Here is a 16,248-nt window from a genome sequence, read left to right as displayed (position 1 = left end):
ACCGGTGAGCTGGAACAACCCGTCCATGCACTGGGCCGAGCTCGAGCGACGGCTCAGCGGTCGCCCGGGCGCCGACGACGCCCCGATCTCGCGGCGCAAGCACGCCCGCGGGAGCGGTCGCGCGATCGAGCGGCCGACCGGGGCCACGCCGTACGCCGAGCTGCACTGCCACAGCCACTACAGCTTCCTCGACGGCGCCTCCTCCCCGACCGAGCTCGTCGAGGAGGCGGTGCGACTGGGGCTGCACGCGATCGCCGTCACCGACCACGACGGGTTCTACGGCGCGCCGATGCTGGCCGAGGCGGCCGCGGAGCACGACCTGCTGACGGTCTACGGCGCCGAGCTGTCGCTGGGCCTGAGCGGCCCGCAGAACGGCGTCCCCGACCCCGAGGGGTCGCACCTGCTGGTGCTGGCGCGCGGCGTCACGGGCTACCACCGGCTGGCCTCGGCGCTCACCGACGCGCACCTGGCCGGCGACGAGAAGGGGCGCCCGGTCTACGACCTCGGCGCGCTCGGTGCCGCCGGGCGCGGGCACTGGACGGTGCTCACCGGGTGCCGCAAGGGGGCGGTGCGCACCGCGCTGGCGTCCGGCGGCCCGCGGGCGGCGTCCGAGGAGCTCGACGGGCTGACGTCGCTGTTCGGGATCGAGCACGTGCTCGTCGAGCTGTCGCCGCACCCCGGCGCCGACGACACCAACGCCGCGCTGGCCGGCCTGGCGCGCACCCACGGGCTCGACGTCGTCGCGGCCGGCAACGTGCACCACGCGACCCCGGCCCGGCACCGGCTGGCCTCGGCGATGGCCGCCGTCCGGGCCCGGCGCAGCCTGGCCGAGCTCGACGGCTGGCTCGACCTGTCGGCGTCCGCGCACCTGCGCAGCGGTGCCGAGATGGCGGCCGCGCTGGCACCGTACCCGGGTGCGGTCGAGCGGAGCGTGGCCCTGGCCGACGAGCTGGCCTTCGACCTGCGCAAGGCCTCGCCGTCGCTGCCCAAGCACCGCATCCCCGCCGGCCACACCGCCGACTCCTGGCTGCGCGAGAAGACGATGCAGGGCTTCGCCGAGCGCTACGCCGGCACCCCGCAGGAGCAGGTCGCCCGCGAGCGCATCGAGCACGAGCTGCGGGTGATCGCCGAGAAGGACTTCGCCGGCTACTTCGTCATCGTCCACGACATCGTCGACTTCGCCCGCGGTCGCGGCATCCTCTGCCAGGGTCGGGGCTCGGCGGCCAGCTCGGCGGTCTGCTACGCGCTGGGCATCACCGCCGTCGACGCGGTCTTCTACCGGCTGCCGTTCGAGCGGTTCATCTCCGCGCACCGCGACGAGGAGCCCGACATCGACGTCGACTTCGACTCCGACCGCCGCGAGGAGGTCATCCAGTGGGTCTACGACACCTACGGCCGGCGCAACGCCGCGCAGGTCGCCAACGTGATCGGCTACCGGCCGCGGATGGCGGTGCGCGACGCCGCCAAGGCCCTCGGTCACTCCCAGGGCCAGCAGGACGCGTGGTCGAAGCAGATCGACGGCTGGAAGTCGGTGGTCGCCGGCGACCAGGGCGACCCGACCGCCCACGACGTCCCCGCGCCGGTGGTGGCGCTGGCCGAGGAGCTGATGGGGGCGCCGCGGCACCTGGGCATCCACTCCGGCGGGATGGTGCTCACCGAGCGGCCGATCGGCGAGGTCTGCCCGATCGAGCGGGCCCGGATGGACCGACGCACGGTGCTGCAGTGGGACAAGGACGCCTGCGAGTCGATGGGGCTGGTCAAGTTCGACCTGCTCGGCCTCGGGATGCTCGGCGCCCTCGACCACATGATGCGGATGACCGCCGAGCACCTGGGGGAGCCGTGGACGCTGGCGACGATGCCGAAGGAGGAGCCGGCCGTCTACGACATGCTCTGCCGGGCCGACTCGATCGGCGTCTTCCAGGTCGAGAGCCGCGCCCAGATCGGCACCCTGCCGCGGCTGCAGCCGCGGGAGTTCTACGACCTGGCGATCGAGATCGCGCTGATCCGGCCGGGCCCGATCCAGGGCGGCGCCGTGCACCCCTACGTGCGCCGCGCGACCGGCAAGGAGGAGGTCACCTACGACCACCCCGACCTGGTGCCGGTGCTGGAGCGGACCCGCGGCGTCCCGCTGTTCCAGGAGCAGCTGATGGCGATGGCGGTCGCGCTCGGCGACTGCACCCGCGACGACGCCGACCTGCTGCGCCGCGCGATGGGCTCCAAGCGCGGGGTCGAGCGGATCGAGTCGATCAAGGAGAAGCTGTACGCCGGGATGGCCCGGCGCGGGCTGGTGGGGGAGAAGGCCGACGCGATCTACGTCAAGATCCTGTCGTTCGCGAACTTCGGGTTCGCGGAGTCGCACGCGCTCTCGTTCGCGCTGCTCGTCTACGCCAGCTCGTGGTTCAAGCTGCACTACCCGGCGGCCTTCCTGGCCGGGCTGCTGCGCAACCAGCCGATGGGGTTCTACTCGCCGCAGTCGCTGGTCGGCGACGCCCGCCGGCACGGCGTCGAGGTGCGCCGCCCCGACGTCCAGGTGTCGGCGGCGCAGGCCGGCCTGGAGCCGGCGTCGCCGGGACGACGGGCCGGCGCACCCGAGGGGCTGGGCGCGACCGGTCACGAGGCCTGCCTGCGGCCGCGCTTCGAGCGCACCGAGTGGCGGCCGGGCACCCCCGACCCGACGGCGGTGCACCGCCGCGACGGCCGGTGGGCGGTACGGCTGGGGCTCGACGCGGTGCGCGGCATCGGTGCCGACGTCGCCGTCCGGATCGTCGCGGCGCGGGACGAGGCGCCGTTCGCCGACGTCACCGACCTGTCGCGGCGCGCCGACCTCACCTCGTCCCAGCTCGAGGCGCTGGCCACCGCGGGGGCCTTCGACTCCTTCGGCCTCGACCGGCGCCAGGCGTTGTGGGCGGCCGGGTTCGCCGAGCGCGGCGACCAGATCGCCGGCACCACGCCCGCGCCGACGGCGCCGACCCTGCCCGGGATGAGCGAGGTCGACCTGACCCTGGCCGACCTGTGGGCCACCAAGATCTCCCCCGAGCGGCACCCGCTGGAGCACCTGCGCGAGGAGATCCGCCGCGCCGGCATCCGCTCGGTCGCCGACCTCGAGACCACCGAGTCGCACCGCCGGGTCCACGTGGCCGGTCTGGTCACGCACCGGCAGCGGCCGGGCACCGCGATGGGCGTGACGTTCCTCAACCTCGAGGACGAGACCGGGATGCTCAACGTCGTCTGCTCGATCGGGGTGATGAAGGTGCACCGGCAGGCCGCGCGCAACCGGGTCGCCGTGGTGGTCCGGGGCACCCTGGAGCGGTCCGAGGGGGTCACCAACCTGATCGCCGACCGGGTCTCCTCCCTCGACGACGTCGTCCCGGGGGCCGGCGCGGTGCTGCAGGCCCGGCAGTCCTCGCGCGACTTCCGCTGACCCCGCCGGGCGGGTGCCCGCCCGACGGGGAGCGCGGCGTCGTCACCCCCGGCCGGCCCCGCCGGCGCGGGCGCAGCGACCGGCCAGCAGGCCGAACGCGGCGGCCAGCTCGGGGGGTCCGACGACCTCCAGCTCGGCGTCGAAGCGACACAGCGCGGCCGCCAGCGCCGGCCACGACCACGCGCCCTCGACGAGCCGGGTGCGGGCGTCGCCGACGGCCTCGACGACGCCGTCGCCGACGTACGGCTCGACCGCGGCGACGGGGAGGTCGAGGACGACCTCGCCCTCGCACGGCCAGCCGGTCGAGCCCTCCGCGCCCCGGAACCGGCCGGTGACGAACGTCGCGACGTCCCCGCCGGGCAGCTCCCGCTCGGCGAAGCGGGGACCGGTGGGCACCCGCGGCGCCACCCGGTCGGCGCGCAGGGTGCGCCAGTCCTCGCGGTCGAGGTCCCAGGCGACGAGGTACCACCGGCCGCGCCAGGTGACGAGGTGGTGCGGCTCGACGCGACGCGGTGCGGCGCCACCCCCGGTTGCGTCCGAGGCGTAGTCCAGGCGGAGCACCTCGCGGGCGTGCACCGCGGCTCCGAGCGCGAGCAGCACGGCGCTGTCGACGTCGCTCCGCGGGCCGCCCGGGGGCTCCACGACCGTGACCGGCAGGGTGTCGAGGCGGCGGCGCAGCCGCGCGGGCATGACCTGCCGGACCGTCGTCAGGGCGCGCAGCGCACCCTCGGCCACGTTGTTGCCCAGCCCGGCGCCGCCGGTCGCGGCGATCCGCAGGGCGACGCCGACGGCGACCGCCTGGTCGTCGTCGAGCAGCAGCGGCGGCAGGTCGGCGCCGGCGGCCAGCCGGTAGCCGCCGTCCGGGCCCTTGGTCGTCGCGATCCGGTAGCCGAGCTCGCGCAGCCGGTCGACGTCGCGCCGCACGGTCCGGGTGCTGACGTCGAGCCGGTCGGCCAGCAGGTCGCCCGACCAGTCGCGGCGCGTCTGGAGCAGCGACAGGAGCGTGAGGAGTCGCGACGACGTGGTGGGCACGACCTCCATCCTGCCCGAAGTAGCGGACACAACCTGTCCTACACCCGGGAGAACCTTCTCGCAGGCGGTCACCGGGACCGCCGCCACCTCACGAGGAGCACCCATGACCATCCAGACCGTCACCCACGTCAACCTGCGCGGAACCGCCCGGGAGGCGCTCGAGCACTACCGCTCGGTCTTCGGGGGCGAGCTCAGCGCCTTCACCTTCCGCGACGCCGGCAGCGTGACCGACGAGGCCGAGGCCGACCAGGTCGTGTGGGGCCAGGTCGTCTCCGAGGCCGGGTTCCACGTGATGGCCCACGACGTCCCCGCAGCGCGGGCGTGGGAGCCCGGCGTCGCGCCGTACTTCGTCTCGGTCCGCGGCACCGACGCCGACGAGCTCACCGGCTACTGGGAGCGGCTGTGCGCCGACGACGCCGGCGCCACCGTCGTGGTGCCGCTCGGCCCGGCCGGGTGGGCCGCCCTGTACGGCATGGTGACCGACCGGTTCGGCGTCACCTGGGTGCTCGACGTCCTGGCGCCCTACCAGGGCTGAGGCCCGGCGTCGGCCCGAGCGAGTCCACGACCGCCGCGGCCGCGCGGCGGCCACTGACGAGGGCGCCCTGGATGGAGGCGGTGTCGCGGTGGTCGCCGCAGACGAAGTGCCCGGCGCCGAGGTCGACGGGGCGGCGGGCCGAGAACGGGGCCGGCTGCGCCGGCAGGGCGTGGACGACGTCGTGGCGGCGCAGCAGCTCCCAGCCGGAGGGGTCGGTGCCGAGGATCTCGCCCGCGTGACGCCGCAGCTCGGCCTCGGGGGCGGCCCGGCCGGGGGCCAGCAGCGCCGAGGCCTGCACCAGGTGGGCGCCGGGCGGCGCGTAGCTGGGTGCGGCGTCGGACACGACGGCGCAGTTGACCACCGGTCCACCCGGCTCGGTGCGGGCGTCGACGTGCAGCAGGGCGTGGGTGGGCGGCGGCTCCGGCGCGGACCACCAGGCGGTGCTGACCCCCCTCGTGCCGGGGACCTCGGTGCGGAGCAGCGTGGCGGCGTCCGGCGCGCCGGTGGCCACCACCACCGCCCGGGCGGCGTACGTCGTGCCGGCCGCGCGCACCCGCCTGCCGGAGACCACCTCCGCCGCGGTGTCGAGGTGGACGGGCCGGGTCAGCCGGGCCGCGAGCTGGTGGGGCAGCGCGGCCATGCCCGCGCGCGGCAGGCCGGGCGTCGCCCGGACGAACATCCACAGCAGCAGCTGGGCGTAGTCGTCGGCGGTCGACCCGTCGTCCTCGAGCAGGACGCCGGCCAGGAACCGCTCGACGACGCGCCGCAGGACGCCGTCCGCACCGACCCGGTCGAGCGCCTCGCGCCGGGTCCGGGCCGGGCGGGCCGCCAGGACGTCGGCCAGGCGACGGTGGCGCCGCGGGGTGGAGAGGGGGCGCGCCCACCGCAGCATCGCCGCGAGCTCGCCCGGACGCCGTCCGCCGGCCAGGAGGGTCGACCCCAGCAGGCGGGGGGCGTGGAGGGGGTGGCCCAGGCGCAGGTGCTTCGCCCCGTCGGTCAGGGCCACCACACCGGCCCCGAACGGCTGCAGCCCCAGGGCGGGGACGTCGACGACGCCCTCGAGCTCGGGGTAGGCGGGGTTGAGCAGCTGGAAGCCCCGGTCGAGCAGGAAGCCGTCGACCTCCTCGGTCCGGATCCGGCCGCCCACCGCGTCGGCGGCCTCGAGGACCACCACGTCGAGCCCGGCCCGCTCCAGCTCGAGGGCACACCGCAGCCCGGCCAGGCCGGCACCGACGACGACGACGTCCGTCTCCTGGTCCACCCCGGAAGTGTGGCACCGGCCCGCGCGGCCCGTCTCACCCCGATCGCGCCACCCCGATCGCGCCACCGAGGGGTGGGGTGTCGACCGTCCCGCCCTGGCACCGTCGTCTGCACGCCGGATGACCTCAGCCATCCCGGCGGCGACCAGGGCGAGTCTGCACGCCCGGTCACCTCTCCGAACCCTCGACACCGGCGCGACCACGCGCGGAACGGACGACCCATGACCGCGATCCTCTTCGGCTCCATCAGCACCCTGGCCGACACCTCCGAGATCCAGCGCGACGCGTTCAACCGCGCGTTCGCCGAGCACGGCATCGACTGGCAGTGGGACCGGGAGGAGTACGCCGGCCTGCTGGCCTCCAGCGGCGGCCGCGACCGCGTCGCGGCCTACGCCGAGGAGCGCGGCGAGGACGTCGACGCCGACGCCGTGCACGCCACCAAGTCCCGGATCTACCAGGAGACGCTCGCCGCGACCGAGATCGCGCCCCGCGAGGGCGTCGTGGAGACCATCCGCGCGGCGCGCGAGCAGGGGTTCCAGGTCGGCCTGGTGACCACGACGTCGGCCGACAACCTGGCCGCCCTGGGCACCGCCCTGGCCGACAGCGTGGCCTTCGACGAGTTCGACGTCGTCGTGGACGTGTCGAAGGTGGGCGCCCGCAAGCCGGACGCCGAGGCCTACTCCTACGCGCTGGCGCAGCTCGGCGCGGACGCCGGCGACGCGGTCGCGATCGAGGACAACCTCGGCGGGGTCGCGTCGGCGCAGGCGGCCGGCGTCGCGGTCGTCGCGTTCCCGAACGGCAACACCGTCACCCACGACTTCGGGTCCACCCGCCGGGTGGAGGCTCTCGACCTCGCGGACCTGCGCTCGTGAGCGGCGCACCCACGGCACGCCTGACGGCGACCGGGACGACGTTCCGGGTCGAGGCCTACGAGAAGATCGATTACACGCTCGAGTACGTCGCGGGCGTCTTCGACGTCGAGAACACCGACCTCGCCGACTCGTTCCGCGAGCAGGGGCGCGTGCTCATGGTCGTCGACGAGAACGTGCTGCGCCTGCACGGCGACGCCGCGCACGCCTACTTCGCCGCGCACGGCATCGACCTCACCGTCGTCCCCGTACGGATCGCGGAGACCGCCAAGTCGCTGCGCACCCTGGAGGGCATCGTCGACGCGTTCGCCGACTTCGGCCTCAACCGCAAGGAGCGCGTGCTTGTCGTCGGCGGCGGCCTGACCACCGACGTGGCCGGCTTCGCCTGCGCCTCCTACAAGCGCAGCACCGACTACGTCCGCATCCCGACGACGCTGATCGGCCTGATCGACGCCAGCGTGTCGATCAAGGTCGGCGCCAACCACGGCAAGCACAAGAACCGGCTCGGGGCCTACCACGCCTCCAAGCAGGTCTTCCTGGACTTCTCGCTGCTGCGCACCCTGCCGGTCGACCAGGTGCGCAACGGGATCGCGGAGATCATCAAGATCGCCACGGTCTCCCACCTGGGCATCTTCGAGTCGCTCGAGAAGTACGCCGACGACCTGCTGCACAGCGCGTTCGGGCACGCCGAGGGCTCCGAGCACCTGCGCGAGGTGGCCGACAGGATCACCTACGACGCCATCCACACGATGCTCGAGCTCGAGGTGCCCAACCTCCACGAGCTCGACCTCGACCGGGTCATCGCCTACGGCCACACCTGGAGCCCGACGCTCGAGCTGACGCCCGAGCCGCCGCTGTTCCACGGTCACGCCATCAGCGTCGACATGGCCTACTCGGCGACGATCGCCGAGCAGCGCGGCCACATCACCACCGCCGAGCGTGACCGGGTCCTCGGCCTGTTCAGCGCCGTCGGCCTGGCCATCGACAGCCCGTACTTCACCGCCGACCTGATCGAGCGGGCGACGCCGTCGATCATGCAGACGCGCAACGGGCTGCTGCGCGCCGCCGTGCCGGACCCGATCGGCACCTGCCGCTTCGTCAACGACCTGACGATCCCCGAGCTGCAGCAGATCCTCGCGGTGCACAAGGCCGTCTGCGCGACCTACCCCCGCGGTGGCGAGGGCGTCGACCAGTACACCGCTCCCGAGTCGTGAGCGTCCCGACGGGCCCGGCCGTCGCCCGGCCGGTCACGCCGGTCGGGATCGCCGCCGACCTGCTGGCCTCGCTCGTCGGGCGGGCCGGCGACCTGCCCGACGACGTGCGCCGCGACCTGGCGCGCGCCCACGGCCTGGTGGCCGGGCTCGACGACTACGTGGCCCGGTGCACGACGCCGGCCTCGGGCGACCTCGTGGCGCTCGAGGCCCGCACCCGCAGCGAGGCGTGGGACGCCGGGGGGACAGGGCTCGAGCAGGAGATGCTGTCGGGCCACGTCGAGGGAGCCTTCCTGCGGATGCTGGTCGCGGCCACCCGGGCGCGCCAGGTCCTCGAGATCGGCATGTTCACCGGCTACTCGGCCCTCGCCATGGCCGAGGCCCTGCCGCCCGGCGGCCGGCTGGTGGCGTGCGAGGTCGACGAGCACGCCGCCGCCGTCGCCCGTGCCGCCCTCGCCCCGACGAGCGCCGGTGCGCTCGTCGACGTGCGGGTGGGCGAGGCCGCCTCGACCCTGCGCGACCTGGCCGGGGCGGGGGAGCGGTTCGACCTGGTCTTCGTCGACGCCGACAAGGCCGGCTACGCCGGCTACCTCGACGCGCTGCTCGACCTCGGGCTGCTCGCGGAGGGCGGGCTGGTCGTCGTCGACAACACGCTGATGCAGGGCCAGCCGTGGCTGCCCGAGGAGCGCACCGGCAACGGCGCGGCGATCGCGGAGTTCAACGCGCGCCTGGTCGCCGACGAGCGGGTCGAGCAGGTGCTGGTGCCGCTGCGCGACGGCGTCACCCTGGTCAGGCGCGTGGCATGAGCCTGGCGGCACGGGCGAGGTCGGTGGCGGCGATCGCCGCCCTCGAGGCGACCCTGCCCCTGAACCTGCTGCTGGTCGCGGCCGCGGTGCTGCGCCGCGGCCCGCGGCCGCAGGCCGCCGCGACCGCGGGTGGCGGAGGTCGCACGGTGCTGGTCAGCGGGGCGAAGATGACCAAGGCGCTGGTGCTGGCGCGGCTGTTCCACGCCGCGGGCCACCGGGTCGTGCTCGTGGAGACCGCGCGCTACCGGCTCACCGGTCACCGGTTCTCGAACGCCGTGGACGCCTTCCACGTCGTGCCCGACCCGACGTCGCCCGACTACGCCGCGGCGCTGCTGCGCGTCGTCGAGGAGGAGGGCGTCGACGTCTGGGTGCCGGTGTCGAGCCCGGCCTCGAGCCTGCCCGAGGCCCAGGCCGCCGAGCTGCTCGCCGGCCGCTGCGAGGTCGTGCACCTCGACACCGGGACCCTGCGCCGTGTCGACGACAAGCACGCCTTCGCCGAGATGGCGGCCGAGGTCGGGCTCGCGGTCCCGGCCACCCACCGGATCACCGACCCCCAGCAGGTGCTCGACTTCGACTTCGCCGCCCACCCGGGGCCGTGGGTGCTGAAGTCGATCCCCTACGACCCCGTGCGCCGCCTCGACCTGACCCCGCTGCCGCGGCCGACGCCGGCCGCGACCGCCGCGTTCGTGCGCGACCTGCCGATCTCGCCCGACCAGCCGTGGATCCTCCAGGAGCTGCTCACCGGCACCGAGTGGTGCACGCACGGCACGGCCCGGGACGGTCGGCTGCTGGTCTGGGCGTGCTGCCGCTCCTCGGCGTGGCAGCTGACCTACGAGCAGGTCGAGCACCCCGCGATCCGGGCCTGGGTCGAGCGGTTCGTCGCGGCCCACCGGCTCACCGGCCAGGTCTCCTTCGACTTCATGGAGGACGCAGGCGGCACCGTGCGCGCGATCGAGTGCAACCCGCGCACGCACTCCGCGATCACCCTGCTGGCCGGGCGCCCCGACGTCGCCGCCGCCTACCTCGACGACGACGCCGACCCCGTCGAACCCGCGGCCGGCACCCGGCCGACGTACTGGGTGCACCACGAGCTGTGGCAGGCGGTGCGGCACCCGGCCACGGCCCGGACGCGGCTGCGGACGATCCGCCGCGGCACCGACGCCGTGCTGGACGGGCACGACCCGTGGCCGTTCCTGGCGCTGCACCACCTGCACCTGCCCTCGCTGCTGCTGCAGAACCTGCGCGCGGGCCGGCCGTGGCTCAAGATCGACGTCAACATCGGCAAGCTCGTCGAGCCGGCGGGGGACTAGACGATGCGGATCCTGCACCTGGCCGGCTCGGCCGTCGACCCGCTGCTCGACGACGTCTCGCGGCTCTACGCCCGGGGCTGCCTCGACGCGGCCGCCGGCGGGCCCGACGAGCACGTCGTCGCCCACGTCGCGCCGGGCGGCTGGTGGCGCTTCCCCGACGGGCTCGACGACGCCGCGCTCGCCGCCGCCGAGCCGGTGCCGCTGGCCGACGCGGTCGCGCGGCTGGCCGCCCTCGCCCCGGACGTCGCACTGCCCCAGATGTTCTGCCGGCCGGGGATGACGACCTACCGCGGGCTGCTCGACCTGGTCGGCATCCCCTACGTCGGCAACCCGCCGTCGGTGATGGCCCTCGGGGCCGACAAGCCCCACGCCTCGGCCGTCGTGGCCGCCCGGGGGGTGGCCGTCCCCGACGCCCAGGTGGTCCGCCCCGGGGACCCGCTGCGGCTCGCGCTGCCGGTGGTCGTCAAGCCGGCCGACGCCGACAACTCCCTCGGCGTCACCCTCGTCCGCGCGCCGGGGGAGTACGCCGCCGCCGTCCGCGAGGCGTGCCAGCACAGCGACCGGGCCCTGGTCGAGACCTACGTCGAGCTCGGCCGCGAGGTCCGCTGCGGCGTCGTCGACCTGGGGGCCGGCCCGGTCTGTCTCCCGCTGGAGGAGTACGCCGTCGACACCGCCACCAAGCCGGTGCGCGACCACGCCGACAAGCTGCGCCGCGACGACGCCGGCGAGCTCGGCCTGGTCGCCAAGGACGCCGCCCACGCCTGGGTCGTCGACCTCGCCGACCCGGTCACCGCCCCCGTGCAGCAGGCCGCGCTGCTCGCCTACGAGGCGCTCGGGTGCCGCCACCACGGGCTGTTCGACTTCCGCGTCGACCCGCACGGGACGCCCTTCTTCCTCGAGGCCTCCCTCTACTGCTCCTTCGCCCCGACCTCCGTGGTCGTGGTGATGGCCGAGGCGGCCGGCATCGCGCTGGCCGACCTGCTCCGCTCCTCCCTGACCCGGGCCCTCGCCGCCCCCGACCTCCCTGAGGTGATCTCGTGAAGACCGACGTCCTCGACCCCGTGGGGGTCCGCCTGTCCGGTGTGCAGGTGGCCGACGACCCGACTGCCCTCGTCCCCGCCCTCCGCGGGCTGCTCGCCGAGCACGGCGTCGCCGTGCTCCCGGGCCAGGTGCTCGACGACCCGGCCTTCCTGGCGTTCCTGCGCGGGTTCGGACCGCTGAGCTTCACCGCCGGCGAGGCTCCGCTCGACGGCTTCCCCGACCTCAACGTCATCAGCAACGTCGGCCGCTGGGGCACCGACACCCCGCCGCGGAGCTCGTTCCACGTCGACACCAGCTACGTCAGCTCGCCCCCGGCCTACACCGCGCTGCGGGCCGTGACGGTGCCCGCCCGCGGCGGCGCGACGCAGTTCACCAACCAGTACCGGGCCGCCGAGACCCTGCCCGAGGAGCTCCGACGCCGGGTGGCGGGCCGCACCATCACCCACGTGGTCACCGGGGTCGACCCCGAGGCCGGCGAGACCGAGGCCGACCACCCGATCCTGCGCCCGCACCCCGTCACCGGCCGCGAGTCGCTCTACCTGACGACGCCGGCGCGGTGCGCGGCGGTCAGCGGGCTGGAGCAGGACGAGGCCGACGCGCTGGTCGCGGCGCTGTACGAGCACTCGACGCGCGCCGACAACACCTACGCCCACGCCTGGGCACCCGACGACCTGGTCGTCTGGGACAACGGGTGCGTGCTGCACCGCGCCGACCACGCCGGTGTCGTGGGTGACCGGGTCATGCACCGGGCGATGGTCGGCGGCTACGGGGACCCCGAGCACTAGCCCCACGTCCCACCCGGGACCTCTCGCGGGCCTCGCCGGACCGGTGTCCGGGGGTCGTCCGGAGGCGGTTCCACCGGTTGGATCGATCCACTCCTCCTCGTAGGGGTGAGAGGGCCCCGCAGGCATGGTCCGGGCGGAGCTCGCCGCCTAGCGTGGGCACCGGTCCCTGTGGACCTGAGTCCCCGTGAGGCGCCACCCGAGGTCGGCCGCGCACCGTGGGGATGCTGGCAGGGCTCGAGCAGGACTGCTGGACCCGTCCGGGTCGGCGGCCCTGCTCGGGCCCACACGACCCCTCGACGCCTCGCCCGGCGACGTCCTCGCGGCCGGTGTCGGTTGCGCCACAGCGACGGCCCGATTGCGGCGTTCTGGAGCGGTCGTGGCGGCGATGACGCATCATCGTCGGGTGAGGACTTCTCGGATGACCCGTCTCCTGTCCGCGGTGGTGTCGGTGGTGGTCGTGGTGGCCACCCTGCTGGTGACCCCGGCCTCGTCGAGCTCGGCCGCGCCCGCCAGCGGGCGGGTGCGCGGCGAGATCCTGCAGGCCGGTCCCGGGCCGGCGCCGAAGGTCAAGGTGCTCTGGTTCGCCTCCGACTGGACCTACCTCGGCGCGCGGCGGGCGACGGGTGGGTACTCCCTGACGCTCCCGGCCGGGCGCTACTACCTCCAGTTCGTCGACCAGAAGCCGAACTACGACGTCACGAAGAACCGGCCGACCACCGTCTCGGTCACCGTCCGGGCGGGCAGCACGACGGTGAAGACGATCCGGATGCGGCGGGGGGCGGCGATCGGCGGGACCGTACGGGCCGGCGGCAAGCCCGGCGGCGGAGCGCGGATCGTGGCCGCCAACACCGACCAGCAGTCCTTCGAGGTCATCGCCGACAAGCAGGGCAGCTACGCCCTCGGCGGGCTCCCGCCGGGCAACTACTCGGTCTTCACCTACGACCGGCGCGAGCGCTTCGTCGGTCGCAGCACCTACCTGCGCGGGGTGCGCGGCTCGGCGTTCACCAAGGTCGACATCGCCCTGAAGCGACGGGCCGGCTCGCTGCTGGTCGACCTCTACGCCGGCGACCAGCGCTACCCGGGCACCGCCTACGTCACGGCCGTCAGCCGCACCACCGGCCAGTTCTGGACGGCGAAGTCGACCAAGGGCACCGTCACCTTCGCCGGGCTCCACCCGGGGCGCTACTCGCTCCAGGTGCCGGGCACCGGCGCCTGGCTCGGCGCGACCGTGCGCCCGAGCGCGAAGGTCAGGAGCGGCCGGACGGCGTTCGGCTCGGCGCGGCTGACCAAGCGCGGCGCCTCGGTCACGGGCCGGGTGGTCGACGCCAACCGGCCGGGCAACCCCCTGGCCGGCGCGAGCGTCCGGCTGCTGAACGCCTCGGGCGCCGAGCTGGCCCGCACGACGTCGACGACCAGTGGCGGCTTCGTGCTCACCGGTCAGCTGCTGACCCAGAGCGGCGTCAGCGTGGTCGTGGGGCCGGGACCGTACTCGTCCTACCTCGGCGCCGGCGTGAGCTACTGCAAGTACACCTCCCGCAGGATCTCGGGCGTGGGCCTGACCACCGGACGGGCCACCGCCGTGGGGACGCTGGGGCTGCCGCACCTGCCCGACTCCGAGCAGGACGGCGAGCAGTGCCACACCCCCGCCCCGGCGCCCGTCCTGGCCCGCGCGGGTCGCTGACGCGGGTGTGAGCCCGATCATGTTGCGGCGAAAGCCGACAACCGGGCCCGCCATGCCGCAGACTGGTGCGGTGTCCACCCCCCACGATGAGGCGCGCCCTGTCGCGCGCGTAGACGCTGCGGCCCCTCCCGCAGCCACGGAGTACGTACGTCGGCCCGATCCCGACCTCTCGGCCTACGCCGACCAGTACCTCGACGAGGTCTCCTCGATCCCCGAGCAGCGGGCGACCGTGGGCTGCGTCATCCCGGCCTACAACGAGGCCGAGACCATCGCGGGGGTGCTCGACTCGCTCCTGATGCAGACGCGGCTGCCCGACGTCATCCACGTCATCATCAACAACACCACCGACGACTCCGTCGAGGTGGCCAGCCACTACGCCGGCCCGCACGAGCGGGAGACGGCCTCCGGCCTGCAGCGGACGATCATCTACGTCCACGACATCGGCAAGAACCCCGACAAGAAGGTCGGCGCGCTCAACTACGGCTACGCGCTGGTCGAGCACATGGACTTCCTGCTCGGGGTCGACGGCGACACCACGCCCGAGCCCGACGCGGTCGAGCACCTCGTCGAGGAGATCACCAGCGACGACCGCATCGGCGGCATCTCGGCGATCTACTCCATCGACGACAGCGCGCTCGACGGACCGATGGCCAAGTTCCTCATCGCCGGCCAGCGGGCCCAGTTCTCGGCCTTCAACATGCAGAACCTGTTGAAGGGCCGCAACATGGCCGTGCTCGGCGGGCAGTTCTCGATCTTCTCGACCCGCGCCCTGCGCGGGGTGCTCAAGGACAGCCACCAGCGCACCCCGTGGGTCAACGACAGCGAGGTGGAGGACTCGCTGCTGTCGCTGCAGATCAAGAGCACGGGCTACCTCACCAAGATCAGCGCCCGCGCCCGGGCCCACGTCGGCGGGATGACCACCCTGCGCGGGCTCGACGCCCAGCAGGTCAAGTGGAACTTCGGCGCCATCGACCTGATGTGGCCGGGGCAGCGCGGCGACACGCGCGGCCAACCGCTGCACCCCAACCTGCGGCTGCGGTGGTTCGAGCACCTCTCGATGGTCGTCAACATCGTGACCCGGCTGGGCTTCCTCCTGCTGCTCCTGGGCTCGCTGACGATCGATGCGTTCGTCTTCCAGCTCTGGTGGGCGCTGCCGCCCGTCGCGGCCATCGCGCTCAACGCGAAGGTCGCGCACTCGATGGCCTTCGCCAACCGCCGTGACTACCTGTTCGCCGTCCTGCTCGCGCCCGCCGAGGTCTACATGTGGATCCGGATGGGGCACTTCGTCCGCGCGTGGCTGAAGTTCTTCAGCCACCAGCAGACCGACAACTGGGCGGCCCAGGCCAAGGCCGAGCGCGGCAAGGGCACGGCCTACCTCTACCCCTACGTCGCCCTGCTGCTCTTCCTCGTCCTGTGCGGCGTCTGGTGGTCGCAGCTGTCGGTCTCGTTCCGCTCCGACGTGCTGTCGGTCGGCTGGCCGGTCCTGGGCGTCGTCACCCTCCTACAGACTGCGTGGATGTTCGTGAAGATCATGAAGCCGCACCGCGGGTTCAAGGCATGAGGGCCCGTCTGGCCCGTGGCGCCGCGGTGGCGACCCTGGCGCTCGCCCTCACCGCCTGCGACCTGGTCGGCAGCGACGAGGCAGCGCCGTCCGGGACGCCGGCCGGCACGTCCTCGGCCGCGCCCGACCTCACGATCGACTCCGAGTTCACCTCGAGCGGCACCTTCCAGTCGCACTCGTCGGTGCGCGGGGCCCGTGGCATCGACCTCGTGCTCACGCTCTACCCGACCAAGGCCACCCCGCGCACCAACGAGTGGTACCCCGAGGGCTCGAAGTTCTTCACCTTCACCTTCCAGGGCTACGACCTCTCCCAGCCGCTGCGCGCGTCCTTCGACTCGAAGAGGCTGATGTACCTCGACACCATCGAGGTCACCTCGGCCACCGTCACCGCCGACGGCGGGGCCACCGAGCGGCCCTACTCGCTCGACGCCGAGGCGGCGGAGGTGACCTTCGACCCCGAGCCGGCCCGCAGCCGCTACGGGATGCTGATCACCTCGCCCAAGGGCGCGCTCGAGCTCCGCAACCAGGAGATCGGGTCGATGAGCAGCGACACCCGCGGCGTCGAGCTGACGTTCCGGGCCGTGGTGCACATCGAGACACGAGCGGGGTCGGGCAAGTACCTCGAGCGCACGGTCGAGCAGGTCGTGCCGATCGCGATCTTCGCCTCCGAGGACCCGACCGTGGCCACCGAGATCCCCGAGAACGCCAGCTGAGTGCCGCCGTGGCGGCCGGGCCGG

Annotated in this window: 13 protein-coding genes; 11 read left to right on the top strand and 2 right to left on the bottom strand. The window is 74.2% G+C overall.

Translation table 11 applies throughout. The features are described 5' to 3' along the window. Positions 1 to 4: 4 nt before the first annotated feature. Entirely contained in the window at positions 5 to 3,421 is a 3,417-nt protein-coding gene (locus FE634_RS11295; protein ID WP_148240602.1) for an error-prone DNA polymerase, read from the top strand. Between the two features lie 42 nt (positions 3,422 to 3,463). Here the strand turns inward: FE634_RS11295 and FE634_RS11290 are convergent, their stop codons facing one another. Beyond that, positions 3,464 to 4,453 (bottom strand): helix-turn-helix transcriptional regulator, encoded by a 990-nt coding sequence (locus FE634_RS11290; protein WP_138875927.1) that lies wholly within the window; start codon positions 4,451 to 4,453, stop codon positions 3,464 to 3,466. A 103-nt stretch (positions 4,454 to 4,556) separates the two neighbouring features. On the opposite strand from FE634_RS11290, the gene FE634_RS11285 reads away from it, so the two are divergent. Next, entirely contained in the window at positions 4,557 to 4,988 is a 432-nt protein-coding gene (locus tag FE634_RS11285; protein WP_138875926.1) for a VOC family protein, read from the top strand. Here the strand turns inward: FE634_RS11285 and FE634_RS11280 are convergent. Then, positions 4,948 to 6,249, bottom strand: a complete 1,302-nt coding sequence (locus tag FE634_RS11280) for an FAD-dependent oxidoreductase (RefSeq protein WP_222847570.1) — start codon at positions 6,247 to 6,249, stop codon at positions 4,948 to 4,950. The two genes, FE634_RS11285 and FE634_RS11280, sit on opposite strands and share 41 nt — an antisense overlap. Before the next feature lie 219 nt (positions 6,250 to 6,468). Between FE634_RS11280 and FE634_RS11275 the strand changes: the two genes are divergently transcribed. The 9 genes from FE634_RS11275 (at position 6,469) to FE634_RS11235 (ending at position 16,224) form a co-directional block, all read left to right on the top strand. Further along, on the top strand, positions 6,469 to 7,119 hold the full coding sequence (locus FE634_RS11275) for an HAD-IA family hydrolase (protein WP_137295384.1): 651 nt from the start codon (positions 6,469 to 6,471) through the stop codon (positions 7,117 to 7,119). Beyond that, entirely contained in the window at positions 7,116 to 8,330 is a 1,215-nt protein-coding gene (locus FE634_RS11270) for a sedoheptulose 7-phosphate cyclase (protein ID WP_138875924.1), read from the top strand. Before FE634_RS11275 ends, FE634_RS11270 begins: the two co-directional genes overlap by 4 nt. Then, a complete protein-coding gene (locus tag FE634_RS11265; protein WP_137295382.1) occupies positions 8,327 to 9,133 on the top strand; it encodes an O-methyltransferase in 807 nt (268 codons plus the stop codon). The genes FE634_RS11270 and FE634_RS11265 overlap by 4 nt, the downstream gene beginning before the upstream one ends. Further along, positions 9,130 to 10,443 (top strand): ATP-grasp domain-containing protein, encoded by a 1,314-nt coding sequence (locus FE634_RS11260; RefSeq protein ID WP_148240601.1) that lies wholly within the window; start codon positions 9,130 to 9,132, stop codon positions 10,441 to 10,443. Before FE634_RS11265 ends, FE634_RS11260 begins: the two co-directional genes overlap by 4 nt. 3 nt (positions 10,444 to 10,446) lie before the next feature. Then, positions 10,447 to 11,484 carry a D-alanine--D-alanine ligase family protein gene (locus FE634_RS11255; RefSeq protein ID WP_138875923.1) on the top strand — a complete coding sequence of 346 codons (1,038 nt, stop codon included), beginning with the start codon at positions 10,447 to 10,449 and terminating at the stop codon, positions 11,482 to 11,484. After that, positions 11,481 to 12,269, top strand: coding sequence for a TauD/TfdA dioxygenase family protein (locus FE634_RS11250; protein WP_138875922.1), 789 nt, complete (start codon positions 11,481 to 11,483; stop codon positions 12,267 to 12,269). Before FE634_RS11255 ends, FE634_RS11250 begins: the two co-directional genes overlap by 4 nt. Positions 12,270 to 12,687: 418 nt before the next feature. Next, entirely contained in the window at positions 12,688 to 13,950 is a 1,263-nt protein-coding gene (locus FE634_RS11245) for a carboxypeptidase-like regulatory domain-containing protein (protein WP_138875921.1), read from the top strand. Between the two features lie 70 nt (positions 13,951 to 14,020). Then, entirely contained in the window at positions 14,021 to 15,511 is a 1,491-nt protein-coding gene (locus tag FE634_RS11240) for a glycosyltransferase family 2 protein (RefSeq protein ID WP_246060963.1), read from the top strand. Further along, positions 15,508 to 16,224 carry a hypothetical protein gene (locus FE634_RS11235; RefSeq protein WP_137295569.1) on the top strand — a complete coding sequence of 239 codons (717 nt, stop codon included), beginning with the start codon at positions 15,508 to 15,510 and terminating at the stop codon, positions 16,222 to 16,224. Before FE634_RS11240 ends, FE634_RS11235 begins: the two co-directional genes overlap by 4 nt. Positions 16,225 to 16,248: the final 24 nt, after the last annotated feature.

This window comes from Nocardioides sp. S-1144 (genome assembly GCF_005954645.2).
GTDB classification, from domain to species: Bacteria; Actinomycetota; Actinomycetes; order Propionibacteriales; family Nocardioidaceae; genus Nocardioides; species Nocardioides dongxiaopingii.
This window is presented reverse-complemented; position numbering and strand designations above follow the sequence as displayed.